Below are 15,643 nucleotides of genomic sequence, written 5' to 3'. Positions count from 1 at the left end.
AAAATATGGATCCCTATATGCATTCTGATATGTATAGGGATCACAATCAATAAAACGAACATTGCATTCGGACACAACAATGTGTCGAATAACTCAGAACGCATTTTTGATTCTTTTGAGAAAGAGTCTTTTACTCCAATCAGAAATATCGTTTCGGATGTAGGAGCTCCTGACTCGACAGAGCTATTACTACCCCTTCCTGATAATATGAAAAAGGAGGAGCATTACGATCCAAACACCAAACGTTTCGTTATTGACCACAAGGTGGGAGAGATCTTCTACGAGCCATCTCAATCATTCAGTTTGTATGATTATGTTCATTTTGACTTCGACAGAGCAATTCAACAATACTGGCAGGAGAAGACATCAAAGACAAACGAACAACGTCAAAAGTCTCTTATTCCTGCGATCAACATTGGAGGAGAAGCATTTAGCAAAATATTTGGCTCTAGTACAATATCTATTAAGCCCCAAGGATATGTAGAGTTGTCTTTTGGCACAAAAACAAATTTCATAGATAATCCAGCATTATCAGAAAGATTAAGAAAAAATACAACCTTCAATTTTGATGAAAAGATTAACCTAAGTGTCAAAGGTTCTATTGGAAATAGAATGACCATGGGGGTTAACTATAACACCAAAGCAACCTTTAATTTTGAGAACAGAATGAACCTCAATTATAAAGGGGAGGAAGATGACATTATCAAAAATATTGAAACGGGTAATGTGTCCATGTCATCAGACAACTCTCTAATCAAAGGTGGTGTAAACCTTTTTGGTGTAAAGACTGACCTACAGTTTGGGAAACTAAGCGTCTCTACTGTTCTCTCACAACAGAAAGGGGAGTCTAAAGTAATTAATACTGAAGGAGGAGCAACAAAAACAAAGTTCAATATTCAAGTATTGGATTATGAGGCGAATAAACACTTCTTTCTAGGTCAGGTGTTCCATGATAAATATGATGCATCGATGTCCAATCTCCCCATTATCTCTTCTGGTGTTAATATTACCAAATTGGAGGTATGGATCACAAATAAAAATGGGAACTATTCACAATCTAGAAATATTATCGCATTTACCGATCTTGGAGAACGAGGGAATGACAAACAGAACAACACGTCACTTACAGAAGATACAGGTGTATTAAGCTACCCTGAAAATACATACCCATGGAATGGGAGTAATGAGCTCTATAATAAGATGAATACTACTTATGGAGAGATTAGAGATATAGCGAAAGCAACTTCCACACTTTCTCCCCTAAAAAGTAATTATGGTTTTGTGCCATCACAAGATTACGAGAAGATTGAAAATGCTAGAATGCTGACAACTAGCGAGTATAGTTTCAATGCCAAATTAGGGTACATCTCCCTGAATCGCTCCTTGAGCCCTGAGGAGGTTCTAGCTGTTGCATATGAATACACTGTAAATGGCAAAACATTACGAGTAGGGGACTTCTCTACCAATGGTATTGAAGCACCTAATACTTTGTATGTGAAATTATTGAAAGCAACGAACGTCAATCCGAAGTTTAAACTTTGGAAATTGATGATGAAGAATATTTATAATCTAAACGCTTATCAAGTAAATAACGATGATTTTAGATTAGATGTAGTCTATCAAGATAACAAAACAGGTTCTAACTTAAACTACCTTCCTGATGGACCTATCGAAGGACAGGTTCTTTTGAATGTAATGAACTTAGACAATGTCAATAGACAAGGGGATCAGCAATCAGATGGTCAGTTTGACTTTATTCAAGGATATACTATTAATGCTGAAAAAGGAAAAATTATATTCCCTTCCGTGGAACCTTTTGGTGATTATCTTGAAAAGAAATTAGAAGGAAATCAACAAGCGATCAATAAGTATGTTTTCCACGCACTATATGACAATACCAAAACGATAGCACAAGAACAAGCCGAGAAGAATAAGTTTGCTATCATGGGTAGCTACAAAGGAAGTTCTAACTCTGATATACCCTTAAATACGATAAATCTAACTCCAGGGTCAGTTAAAGTGACAGCAGGAGGAAGAACCCTAATAGAGAATGTTGATTACGTGGTAGATTATACTTTAGGTCGTGTCAAGATTCTAAATCAAGCACTCATTGAATCAGGACAACCAATCTCTATCTCTACCGAAAGTGAGCAGATGTTCAGTATGCAGCGAAAAACGCTTATAGGAACACAGTTGAACTATCAATTCAATGACAATTTCAATCTTGGAACCACTGTCATGTACCTTCAAGAGAAGCCTATGACTAGTAAGGTTAATTATGGACGAGAGCCTATATCAAACCTTATGATTGGATTCAATGGGGCATACAAAACGGAATCTCAATTTATAACGTCACTCGTCGATAAGATTCCACTTATTGACACAAAAGAGGTCTCAAATATCTCAATTGAAGGAGAGTTTGCAAAACTATATCCAGGAACTTCTAATACAATTAATGAATCTGGTGCAGCATATCTAGATGACTTCGAAGGGACTCAAACAAGTATCTCTATGAAGACTCAATATTTATGGAAACTAGCGAGTGTGCCTCAAGGATTGGATGATATGGAAGAGGGAGATTTAAACAATAATATTATATCCGGATTCAATAGGGCAAAACTAGCATGGTATATTATAGATCCTTTAATGCAAAGAAATAGTCCTAATACTCCTCCGAACATCAAAGGAAACAACGAAGAACAGTCAAAAAACAGTACAAGAGAGGTCTATCAAAATGAGATATTTCCAAAGACTAATAATGCTATTGGACAGCCTACTAATATTCCGACGCTTGACTTAGCTTACTATCCTAGTGAGAGAGGACAATATAACTTTGACACACAATCTACGAAGTATTCTGCAGGGGTAAATAAAGATGGTACTTTGATAAATCCTATGTCTAGGTGGGGAGGAATTATGCGTAAAATTGAGACGCCTGACTTCGAAAATGCGAATATTGAGTATATCGAATTTTGGGTGATGGATCCTTATGCAGAGATGACTGATACAGAACGTGCTAAAGCGGGAGGAGATCTATATTTCCATTTAGGTAATATCTCAGAGGATATTCTTCGTGACTCTAGAAAATCTTTTGAAAACGGTTTACCTGTGGATGGAAACTTTGATGATATTACGGATAAAACCAACTGGGGTAGAGTTTCGAGAAACCAAGCAACAGTAAATGCATTTGATAATAATCCATCTGCGAGAGTTTACCAAGATGTCGGATTAGATGGACTAGCAGATAAGGATGAGAGAGTTTTTTTCAATAATTATATAGCAGAAGTGAGCAAAATTGTTCAAGGGGAAAATTTGAATAAAATTAAAAATGACCCTGCTGGGGATAACTATCACTACTTCAGAGGAAGCGATTACGATCAAGAGAGCCAAGGAATTCTTGAAAGATATAAATCCTTTAATGGTGTTGATGGAAACTCACCTACGGATTCACAATCTCCCGAATCCTATAATACCTCATCCACTAGTATCCCTGATGGTGAGGATATTAACTTAGATAATACTCTTTCTGAGAACGAAAGTTATTATGAGTATAAAGTTAGTATGCGTCCAAATGATTTTGTAGTTGGAAGCAATTTCATCACAGACAAACGTCTAGCTAAAGTAAAACTGAAAAATTCAGAAGTTCGTGAAGTAAAATGGTATCAGTTTAAAATTCCTATTGCAAAAAGTAGTAAAACGGTTGGTACTATATCTGACTATCGATCAATCCGCTTCATTCGTATGATGATGAAAGATTGGGAAATACCTGTAGTTCTTCGTTTTGCAACACTAGATTTGGTGAGAGCAGATTGGAGAAAATATAACCAAAACCTAAATGATATAACACAACCTAATAATGAATATACAGGTTTTGAGGTGGCTGCAGTAAATATTGAAGAGAATTATGAGAAACAGCCCGTAAACTACGTATTGCCTCCTGGTATTGATCGCGTAATCGATCCAGCAAATCCTCAACTAAGAGAACTTAATGAGCAATCACTTCTTATTAAAATAAAAGACTTAGAAGATGGTGATGCACGTGCCACATACAAAAATATCACTACTGATATGCGTATGTATAAACGATTAAAGGTTGAAGTACATGCGGAACAACTCGAAGACCTTCAAACGCAAGATAATGAAGTAAGGGCATTTATTCGTGTGGGATCTGACTATCAAGATAACTATTATGAATATGAGGTGCCATTGAAGATGACACCTGCAGGTCACTATAATAATGATTTAGAGAACGACCGTAAAGCTGTATGGCCAGAACAAAACAGAATGGACATACGTCTAAAGGATCTTACGGATCTTAAGTTATCACGTAATCGCAGCATGAGACAAGAGGGGAGTACTCTTCAGATGAGTGATATTTATGAAACCCAAATTGATTATAATGGACACCCTCGTATTATTCGAATCAAGGGAAATCCAAACTTTGGAGATGTTCGTATTATGATGCTTGGTGTTCGTAACCCAAAATCGAATGATGGAGGGCTTGAATCAACAGAGGTGTGGTTTGACGAATTAAGGCTTACAGATGTAGACAACGAAGGAGGATGGGCTGCTTCCACACGCATTAGAGGTAACCTTGCTGATTTAGCAACATTCTCTTTCTCCGGTAGCCATATGACTTCTGGTTTTGGTAGTATCGAACAAAGTTCTGTTCAGAGATCAATGGATGACAACACCCTTTATGATTTTAGTTCAACAGTCTCATTAGGAAAATTCTTCCCTAAAAAATGGGGAGTAAAGATTCCGATGTATTATGGGATTTCACAAAATGTAAAAACACCTAAATACAATCCTCTGAACCCTGACATTAAGATGTCAGATGCTTTAAATGCACTTGAAACAGAAGCATTAAGAAATGACCTAAAGAATCAAGTTCAAGATAAAACAGTAAAGAAAAGTATTAATTTCTCGAATGTTCGTATCGAACCAGAAAATAAGTCTCAGAAGAATCATTTTTATGATATCTCTAATTTTTCTGTAACATTAGCACATAACCAAACGACACATAAAGATATTAATACGCAACAGAATGATGAGAAAGAATCAAAATTCTTATTCAGTTATAACTACAATAAGCGTCCTAAAGCTGTGGAACCTTTTAAGAAAGTTAAGTTCTTAAGAAGTCCTATGTTTAGACTTATTCGTGATTTTAATTTCTACCTATCACCATCACAACTTTCATTCAGATCGGATATGCAAAGTTATTACAGTGTGCTACAATATAGAAACTTATCACAACCCGACTTCAAACTGCCTTCATCATATGTACAAGATTTCAATTGGTATAGATATTACAATTTAAGGTATGATCTTACAAAGTCAATAAAGTTAGACTTTGCTGCCCAAAATAGATCTAGAATTGATGTTCCTCTTTATCTTGAAGAGCAGGACAAGCAGCGTAAAGAGATGGATCCATATGAAGCATATAAACAGTCGATTTTAGATAGCCTTTATACGGGAGGTCGAAACACAGCATACAATCAAACGATTAATGCAAGCTATACTTTGCCTATTAACAAAATACCTTTATTAAATTGGACCTCTTCTACTGTAAGATATCAAGGAACATACGATTGGAAAGCAGATCCTGTATTGAACGACAAGTCTAACATCAATCTAGGTAACACTATCAGTAATGGTTATTCTATACAAGGATCCGCAGGACTAAACTTTGTTAGTCTATACAATAAAGTGCCATATTTCAAGAAAGTAAATAGAAAATTTGCAAGATCAAGTAGTCGTCAAAGAAGTCGTGTTAAAACAAAACAAGTCGTTTTCCAAGACACAATAAATCTAAAAGGGAAGAAAAAGAATATCATAAAACATAAACTAAACACAAAGAAACTACAGATCTCTTTTAAAGATAATAAAGGGGAAACAATTCGTGCGAAAACTAAATTTATTGATAAAGACAAGATTGCAATATATCCATCTCGATCCTTTACAAATGCAACGGTAAATATCGAAGGAACTGTAGAGGTAGAAGACAAAAGAAATCAACCGACTATCATTGATGGGTTTAGTCGATTGTTGATGTCTGTCAGAAACTTTAATGCATCATACACAGAAAATAAAGGGACTCGCATGTCTGGGTTCATGCCAACACCAAGTTGGTTTGGAAATAGCACAACCAATGGAGTAGCTCCAGGATGGGACTTCGTTTTTGGATGGCAAGATCCTGAGTTTCCACAAAAAGCAATTCAGAATGGATGGATTACAACAGACTCCCTGTTAAACCAACCAGTACAAAGGACAGCAAATACCTCTTTAAATCTTCGTACTAACATCGAACCAATTAAAGGGTTAAAGATAAATCTTACTGGTACTCGAACTAAAAGTAAGGCTGAAAGTGAATACTATTTATACAATCATCAAGGAGAAAGTTGGAACCTAAATCCTCAAAATCATATGGAGACAGGAAGCTTCTCAATGAGTGTGATCACTCTACAAAGTGCTTTTGAGAGTACTTCTGGGCAAGGAGTTCCACAGAGTGATGTATATGACAAATTCCTTGAAAACAGAAACGTGATTCAAAAAAGAATGGCATCGAATAAAAATGCTGCACAACCAGAAAGATTTGGATTAAACCAACAAGAGGTATTAATTCCAGCCTTTATATCAGCTTATACCGGACAGGATCCATCAAAAATAGAGCTAACAGCATTTCCTTCTGCAAAATATATCAGACCAAACTGGAGAGTAGAGTATAATGGATTAACAGATCAAATAAAATCACTAAAATCCTTCGTTAGAACAGTCAATATCTCACATTCATATAGATCAACATATAACGTAGGATCTTATATTTCGAATAGTCAATATTCAGATGTGCAATATACACTTTATGAGAAAACACTTGCCGACCAAAATTATATCCCTGCCTTTGATATCTCTGCAGTGAGTATAAACGAATCGTTTAGCCCACTAATTAATGTGGATATTATGTGGAAAAATAATATATCATCAAGAATAGAGGTTCGCAAAACAAGAACCGTTACATTGAGTACTGCAAACAATCAAATGACAGAAGTACACAGTGATGAGTATAGTGCAGGATTAGGTTATAGAATTGAAAATCTACAGATATTCTACAATAACAATAAAGGACAAAAAGCAATATCTAATGATCTTAATATGCGTTTTGATCTAGGTGTTAGAGAGAACAAAACAGTCATTCGTAAGATTGCTGAACTAGACAATCAATTGACGGCAGGACAAAAAGCATTGACAATGAAATTTACTGCAGATTATACTCTAAGTAGAGAGTTAACCTTGAGAATGTTTTATGATCGAATTGTCAATACACCCTATGTATCTCTTTCTTATCCAACTGCAAACACCAACTTTGGTTTTAGTATACGATTTAACCTACAGCCTTAAAATATTAAAACATAATTAGTTAAAGTTTATTTAAAGTTCTACTATTTGTGTTTTAATATGTTTCACTAACTTATTTTTAATTACTTTCATGTGACTAAATATACTTAACTTAATAAATGGAATGAAACACATATTAAAAAAAGGACTTACTAAGAAAAGATGGATCTTTGTAACGGTATCTGCTGTTATCTTAACTCTATTTCTAATCTTTAATAAAGGAGAGGAGAAGAAAAATATTATCACTGCAAATGTCGAATCTCAAGACCTTATTATCGATGTTAATACAACAGGAGAACTCGACGCACTAAATTCTGTTAAGATACAAGCTCCTGAAGGACTACGAAAAGCACGCTTATGGCAGGTTAAAATTAACAAAATAGTAGAAGAAGGTAAGAGAGTAAAAAAAGGCGAATTCATTGCAGAATTAGATAAATCGACACTAAGTGACCAAATAAAAAACTCAAGTGATGATGTTATCTTAGTAGAATCGAATATGATTCAACAACGTTTAGATACAACCCTTTCTCTTAGGCAAGCACGAGACAATATACTGAACTTAGAATATCAAGTAAAAGAAGCTGAAATTAAGTTAGAGCAATCTGCTTTTGAGCCACCTGCAACCATAAAACAGGCTAAGATGAATGTTCAAAAGAGTAAGAGATCTCTTGATCAAAGCAAGATGAGCTATGAAGTGAAGCAGAAGCAGATGAGTGTAAGAATGACTCAATTAGCAACAAAATACTCGAAGAAAAAACGTCAATTAGATTTCTTAATTTCACTTCAATCAGATTTCACCATTATAGCTCCTGAAGATGGAATGGTCATTTATAAAAAAGACAATTGGTCAGGACAAAAGGTGAAAGAAGGATCTACAATTAATGCATACGATGCAACCGTTGCAACCCTTCCTGATCTTAGCAAGATGGTATCTAAGACTTATATCAACGAAGTAGATATCCGAAAGATAAAGAAAAATCAACAAGTAGAGATTGGATTGGATGCTTTCCCAGACAAGCACTATACTGGTGTGGTTACCAAAATAGCGAATGTAGGGGAGCAGAAGCCTAATTCTGATGCAAAAGTATTTGAAGTAGAGATTACAATCAATGAATCAGACTCTATCTTCCGACCAGCAATGACTACTTCGAACCGAATCATTACAAAGGTTATAGAAGATCAAAAACTAATCCCAATAGAAGCCTTATTTACAGATAATGACTCCACATTCTTTGTATACAGAAAAGCTGGGTTTGGATTCAAAAAACAATTTGTAAAAATTGGTGAAAGTAACGATCAAAATATATCGATAACCAATGGTCTCGAAGCCAATGATGTCGTTTCATTGAATAGAATTGAGGAGTAATTCACATCATCAAACTTTACATTCATGGATCGATTTATATTTAACTTTCATATCGCTCTTGAGGCGATAAAATCAAATAAACTGCGATCTTTTTTAACTGCATTAGGAATTATCTTTGGTGTGAGTGCTGTGATCTCTATGATGGCAATTGGAGCCGGAGCACAACAAGAAATTCTCAATCAGATGAAACTAGTCGGGGTAAATAATATCATTGTTACTCCAATAGTCAAACAAAAAGATCAAAAAGTTGCAGAAGAACAGGCTGAATCGAATGATCGATTTTCGCCTGGTTTAAACCTACAGGATCTCAATAATATTACACAAACACTCTCAAATATTAAAAAAATAAGTGGAGAAGTAGTGCTCAATAGTTATATGATTCACAATGGGAGGCGAAAATCTATCAAACTTATTGGGGTCAATAACCCATATTTCAAGATGTTTAATTTTGATTTTATGGCAGGGAATGCTTTTGTTAATAAACAAGAACGAAAGGGATTTCCTGTGTGTATTATTGGAGAACAAACAGTAAAAAGATTCTTTAATAACCAGCCCCCCATTGGTAAAACAATTAAGTGTGGACAACAATGGTTGACTGTTGTTGGAGTACTTAAAGATAGAGGATTTGTCACAGAAGAGTCAAAAGATTTGGGTATTAGAAACTCAAGTTTAGATATTTATATTCCTCTGCAGACGATGCTCATTAGATATATGAATAGAGGAATGGTTACAAAGCAATCAATCCTTATCGCAAATAGAAAAAATGAGATCGAGAAACGTACTGATGGAACTGGAAAAGCAAAAGAGGTAGAGAATCAACTTGATCGCATTGTTGTTCAGGTATCACAGACCGAGGAACTTGGTGCCACAGCCAAGATAATCCATCGTATACTTAAACGTAGGCATAATGACAATGTAGACTTTGAGATTAAAGTCCCTGAACTACTCCTCAAACAGCAACAAAAGACCAAAGAAATTTTTAATATGGTCTTAGGTGCAATTGCTGGTATTTCACTTCTTGTAGGAGGTATTGGTATTATGAATATCATGCTTGCATCGGTGATGGAGAGAATTAAAGAGATTGGGTTAAGAATTGCTTTGGGGGCCCAAAAAAGGGATATTATACAGCAGTTCCTATTTGAGGCAATGCTTATTAGCCTTGTAGGGGGAATTATTGGAATTACACTCGGTGTATTGGGCTCCTTTATCATCTCTAAATTTGCGGATATTGAAACAGTGATCTCCTTTGCATCTATAGTAACATCTTTTGGGGTCTCTTCATTTATTGGTATTGTATTTGGAATCACTCCTGCGAAAAAAGCTGCAAACCAAAACCCAATAACTTCACTAAGACATGAATAAACATTATATAAAACTTTCCTTTACACTACTCTTAGCTTTTTTATCGACGCTAGGCAGTTATGGTCAATTGAAACAATTAACTTTAGACGAGGTTATTTCTCTTGCTAAAGAACACTCTCTTGAAGCACAAAAAGCCGTGAATACTAGAGACAATAAATATTGGAAATATCGTAACTACATTGCGACGACGCTTCCGAACTTAAGTTTGTCTGGAAATCTTCCTGATTACAATAGAAGTATCGATCCTGTCGTTCAGAATGATGGCTCGACTGCTTTCCGTAGTAGGAGTCAAGCCCGATCAGATCTTAACCTTAGACTCTCGCAATATATTCCAATAACAGGAGCTAAAATTTCATTAGGAAGTGGACTTCAACGTATTGATGTATTAGAAGGAAGTGATGAAGGAGTATCGTATGCAACCAATCCCATCTCAGTAACGATTGAACAGCCGATTTTTACCTACAATGCGTTTAAATGGAACAAAAAAATAGAACCCATCCTTTTCGACGAGTCCAAAAAAGAGTACCAAGAGAAGTTTGAAAACATCAGCTTTAGAGCAACACAATACTTCTTTCAACTTTTATTGGCACAGGTAGATTATACTATTGCGATGACAAATAAAGCAAATAACGATACGATCTATAATATTGGTAAGGGTAGATATAACTTAGGTAAAATAGCCGAGAATGAGCTTCTTCAGCTTCAATTAAACACCCTCTCTTCGAGTAGAGATGTTGCGACTTCCAAGATATCATTGGAAACTGCAAGACTTAACCTGAATGCATATATAGGGCGTCCCAAAGGGGAAGATTTTGAGCTAATTAGTCCATCGAACTTACCAATATTCCATATTGATCCCGAGATAGCTTTAGAACAAGCGAAAGAGAATCGACAGCAGTATCTAGCGTTTAAAAGACGTCGTATTCAAGCGGAGCAACAAGTTGCGGAGGCCAAAGGTCGTTCTTCTCTAAATGTAAATGTGATAGGTAGTTATGGTTTATCTCAATCAGCAGAAGATATTCACTCATCTTATCAAGATCTACAAAACCAGCAACGATTTAAGATCGGATTTAATATTCCATTAGTAGATTGGAAGCAGAGAAAATCGAAGCTTTTGATGGCAGAAGCTCAACAGAGGTTGACTGAAAATACGATTACCCAAGAGATGCAACTTTTTGAACAAGAGATTCTCGTACTAACACAAAAAATACCTATCATTTATGATCGTGTTAAGTCGACTAAGATTGCAAACAAAATTGCAAAGAAACAGTATGAGATATCAAGACAAAGATATATGGTATCGAATATTAGCATTACAGATCTAAACCTTGCGCTTAAATCAAAAGATAATGCAAGTAGTTCATACCTTAGAGCACTTCAAGATTTCTGGACTTCTTATTATCAATTGAGAATGTTAACGATGTATAACTTCGAAGATAATAATCCAATAGTGAACTCTACCGAAACAACGATGTAAATGAAAACGATAATCGAAATAAGTGGTTTGATCAAGGATTACCAAATGGGTATGTCGTCGGTTAGAGCACTAGATCACATCTCATTAAATATTCATAAAGGAGAATATGTTAGTTTCATGGGGCCATCTGGCTCTGGAAAAACTACTTTGATGAATATCATAGGATGCCTAGATCTACCCACAGAAGGAGGCTACCATCTTAATGGTAAAAGTATTTTTAATATTGATGCGGATGAGATGGCAGCGATAAGAAATCATGAAATTGGATTCGTCTTCCAATCCTTTAATTTGCTCCCTCGAAACACTGCACTAGAGAATGTGGCACTTCCCTTGGTGTATGCTGGAATAAGTAAAGAAGATCGCTTAGAAAGAGCCAAACAGTCTTTAGAAAGAGTCGGACTTGGCAACAGAATAGATCACAAACCTTCAGAGTTATCTGGTGGACAGCAACAACGTGTAGCGATCGCAAGAGCATTAGTAAACAATCCATCACTAATCTTAGCCGACGAACCCACTGGTGCTCTAGATACCAAAACATCTTATGAAATCATGGATCTCTTCGAGAGCCTACATGAGAAAGGACACAGTATTATCATGGTAACCCATGAAGAGGAGATTGCTGAATATGCAAAAAGAGTTATTCGCATGAGAGATGGTAAGATTGAATCCGATAAAATGAACTCAATATAAGATAAATAATAAGGGGGCTATGTGAGTAACATATGCCCCCTTTTCATTCTATATAATTTGGTGTCTTATTTCAACACATCTAACTCTTTTCCTACTTTAATAAATGCCTGTATCGCTTTATCTAAATGTTCACGAGTATGTGCCGCTGAAAGCTGAACACGTATACGTGCTTCTCCTTTTGGAACTACAGGGTAATAGAATCCAGTAACATAGATTCCCTCTTCGGATAACTTCGAAGCAAAATCTTGAGATAATTTTGCATCATATAACATCACTGCACAGATAGCCGAAGCAGTCGGTTTAATATCGAACCCAGCCTCTTTCATACTTTGGTTAAAATACTTTGTATTAGCATGAAGACGATCTTGAAGTTCATTGTTATCGCTGATCAAGTCAAACATTCTACTACCTGCTGCTGCAATTGCAGGAGGAATAGAGTTAGAAAATAGATAAGGGCGCGAACGTTGTCTTAAGATCTCAATAATCTCTTTCTTACCTGTAGTAAAACCACCGATAGCACCTCCAAAAGCTTTTCCTAGTGTTCCCGTGATAATATCCACCTCACCTCTACAGTTAAACTTTTCAGTAACACCACGTCCTGTTTCACCAACAACACCAGCTGAGTGACATTCGTCAACCATCACCATAGCATCGTATTTCTCGGCTAATTTGATGATTTTATCCATCGGTGCAACATTTCCATCCATAGAGAAGACGCCATCAGTAACAATAATTCTAAAACGCTGCTCTTGCGCTTTAATTAATTGTTGCTCAAGATCCTCCATGTCCGCATTTTTATATCTGTATCTTTGTGCTTTACATAAGCGAACACCATCAATTATCGATGCATGATTTAGAGAGTCTGATATAATAGCATCTTCTGCAGTAAGCAGAGGTTCAAAGACACCACCATTTGCATCAAAACAAGCTGCATAAAGAATAGTATCTTCTGTTCCGAAGAATTCTGCAATCTTCTTCTCTAATGTTATATGCACATCTTGTGTTCCACAAATAAAACGAACAGAAGACATTCCAAAACCTCTACTATCAAGTACATCTTTCGCAGCTTTAATAAGCTCTGGGTGATCTGAAAGACCTAGATAATTATTTGCACAGAAGTTCAATACGTCCTGACCATTATCTAAAGCAATTTCAGCATTCTGAGGTGTTACGATGACACGCTCACTTTTGAACAAACCAGCCTCTTTAATTGCAGCTAGTTCACCTTGAAGATGTTCTTTAATTTTACCGTACATAACTTTATATTGATTATTGGATTAATGTGTAAATGAAAAATATAGAATATCAATCCTCTATACATACACTCCACACAAAATAGTAAATTCTTTTATCTCAATTAAGCAATTACATAATTATTTTATACCAATCATGTTGAATAAGACTAACCATTTTAAAGAGCACAAAAATAGTAAGGAATTTAGTCCAATTGACGCAATTGTACAAGATACATACTTTTATTTTTTGTATAAAAAAAGGCATACGAAAGAACAGTATATCGAGGTAATTTTAGCTCTAATTTAAAATATACTTAAAGGCAATATAATCGAATTTTTTTACACATGAAACGCCCACTTTTATTAAAGCCCTACTAGTTTCCCTTTTGTTGATAACAATGACTACGTCAGATAAATTCAATTTCCTATCTTTGTAGTATAAAAATACATAGCAAAGTACTTTATTGTCATGACTGAAAGAAAAGTAAGAGTCCGTTTTGCACCAAGTCCTACAGGTCCTCTACATATGGGAGGAGTTCGTACGGCATTATTTAACTATCTCTTTGCAAAGAAGCATGGAGGAGATTTTCTTCTTCGTATAGAAGATACAGACCAAACGAGATATGTTCCAGGTGCAGAGAACTATATCATCGAAGGATTAAAATGGTGTGGTATTCATATTGATGAAGGACCCGAGAATCCAGGTGAATGCGGCCCTTATCGTCAAAGTGAACGCAAAGATACCTATCGACAATATGCATTACAACTTGTTGAAAGTGAAGATGCATACTATGCATTCGATACTCCTGAAGAGTTAGATGCTGTGAGAGCTGAATATGAGGAAAAGAAAGAAACTTTTACCTACAACGCAGCGACTCGTTTAAATATGAGAAATTCGCTTTCTTTAACTAAAGAAGAGGTAGATACACTTCTTGCTTCGAATACACCATGTGTCGTTCGTTTTAAGATGCCAACCGATCAAGAGGTAAAAGATACCGATTTGATCAGAGGAGATGTAAAATTCCAAGCAGCACTTCTTGATGATAAAGTTCTATACAAAGCGGATGGTATGCCAACTTATCATCTTGCCAATGTCGTGGACGACTATCATATGAACATCTCTCATGTAATCCGTGGTGAGGAGTGGTTGCCATCTTTACCTCTACATATTCTTCTATACGAAAAATTGGGTTGGTCAGCCGAACGTCCGCAATTTGCACACCTTCCTCTTATCCTTAAACCAGTAGGTAAAGGAAAACTGAGTAAGCGTGATGGAGATAAACTAGGATTCCCTGTTTTCCCGCTTGAGTGGAAAGATCCAAAAACGGGAGACATCTCAAAAGGGTACAGAGAAGAAGGATACCTTCCTGATGCCTTTGTAAACATGCTTGCACTCTTGGGCTGGAATCCCGGTACAGAGCAAGAGATTTTCTCTATTGAAGAGCTTTGTCAACAGTTCTCTCTAGAAAGAGTTACTAAGTCAGGGGCTCGTTTTGATCCAGAAAAAACAAAATGGTTCAACCACCAATATATCTCATCGCTTGAGAATGAAAAATTGGTTGCATTATTTATGCCTATTCTAGAAGAGAAACAGGTTTCAACAGAAGGGATAGATATTGCAAAAATCGTTGGAATGGTAAAAGAGAGAGTAAGCTTTGTGAACGAACTTTGGGATCAAACCTCTTTCTTCTTTCAAGACCCTTCTAACTACGATCCGAAAGTAGTGAAGAAAAGATGGAAAGAAGCAGTTCCAGGATATATTACAGAGATTAAAGAGACTATCACGAATGTGAATGATTGGAATGCATTGGAGATAAAATCGACTGTTTCTGATTTAGTAAATAGCAAAGAGTGGGGATTTGGCTTAATTATGAATGCCCTTCGTCTAGCTATTGTAGGTGGAGGATTTGGTCCAGATCTATTCGAAATATGCGAAATGATTGGGAAAGATGCCACCCTACGTCGTCTTGAAAATGCTGTAAATAATATTCAGCGTTAACATTCGACACAATATTAGAACTAAAGAGAGAATACATTATGTTGTATTCTCTCTTTTTTGCTTTATGCCAAATTATCTTGTTTACGAATAATAAGGATAGGCATAAGAATATCGAATTC

General features: G+C 35.9%; 7 protein-coding genes. 6 read left to right on the top strand and 1 reads right to left on the bottom strand.

The window, feature by feature from the left end; genetic code table 11:
• The first annotated feature begins 81 nt into the window (after nucleotides 1-81).
• The 5 genes from sprA to K4L44_16565 all read left to right on the top strand — a co-directional run bounded on the left by sprA (nucleotide 82) and on the right by K4L44_16565 (nucleotide 12,290).
• The gene (gene sprA / locus K4L44_16585; protein ID QZE14124.1) at nucleotides 82-7,398 is read left to right on the top strand and encodes a cell surface protein SprA; all 7,317 of its coding nucleotides are present in this window, start codon (nucleotides 82-84) and stop codon (nucleotides 7,396-7,398) included.
• 121 nt (nucleotides 7,399-7,519) lie between these two features.
• Nucleotides 7,520-8,761: an efflux RND transporter periplasmic adaptor subunit gene (locus K4L44_16580; GenBank protein ID QZE14123.1), complete on the top strand. Its 1,242-nt coding sequence runs from the start codon at nucleotides 7,520-7,522 to the stop codon at nucleotides 8,759-8,761.
• 24 nt (nucleotides 8,762-8,785) lie between these two features.
• Nucleotides 8,786-10,123 carry an ABC transporter permease gene (locus K4L44_16575; protein ID QZE14122.1) on the top strand — a complete coding sequence of 446 codons (1,338 nt, stop codon included), beginning with the start codon at nucleotides 8,786-8,788 and terminating at the stop codon, nucleotides 10,121-10,123.
• On the top strand, nucleotides 10,116-11,600 hold the full coding sequence (locus K4L44_16570) for a TolC family protein (protein QZE14121.1): 1,485 nt from the start codon (nucleotides 10,116-10,118) through the stop codon (nucleotides 11,598-11,600). Before K4L44_16575 ends, K4L44_16570 begins: the two co-directional genes overlap by 8 nt.
• Nucleotides 11,601-11,609: 9 nt before the next feature.
• The gene (locus tag K4L44_16565; protein ID QZE16025.1) at nucleotides 11,610-12,290 is read left to right on the top strand and encodes an ABC transporter ATP-binding protein; all 681 of its coding nucleotides are present in this window, start codon (nucleotides 11,610-11,612) and stop codon (nucleotides 12,288-12,290) included.
• Nucleotides 12,291-12,355: 65 nt separating this feature from the next.
• On the opposite strand, the gene kbl is transcribed toward K4L44_16565, so the two are convergent.
• Complete coding sequence (kbl, locus tag K4L44_16560; GenBank protein ID QZE14120.1) at nucleotides 12,356-13,546, bottom strand: glycine C-acetyltransferase; 1,191 nt, start codon at nucleotides 13,544-13,546, stop codon at nucleotides 12,356-12,358.
• A gap of 448 nt (nucleotides 13,547-13,994) precedes the next feature.
• Here kbl and gltX point away from each other — a divergent pair, with 448 nt between their 5' ends.
• Nucleotides 13,995-15,524 carry a glutamate--tRNA ligase gene (gltX, locus tag K4L44_16555; protein QZE14119.1) on the top strand — a complete coding sequence of 510 codons (1,530 nt, stop codon included), beginning with the start codon at nucleotides 13,995-13,997 and terminating at the stop codon, nucleotides 15,522-15,524.
• Nucleotides 15,525-15,643: the final 119 nt, after the last annotated feature.

The organism is Prolixibacteraceae bacterium (assembly GCA_019720755.1).
Lineage (GTDB): Bacteria > Bacteroidota > Bacteroidia > Bacteroidales > Prolixibacteraceae > Halosquirtibacter > Halosquirtibacter laminarini.
Note: the sequence above shows the minus strand (reverse complement) of the source record. Positions and strands in the feature narration are given on the sequence as shown.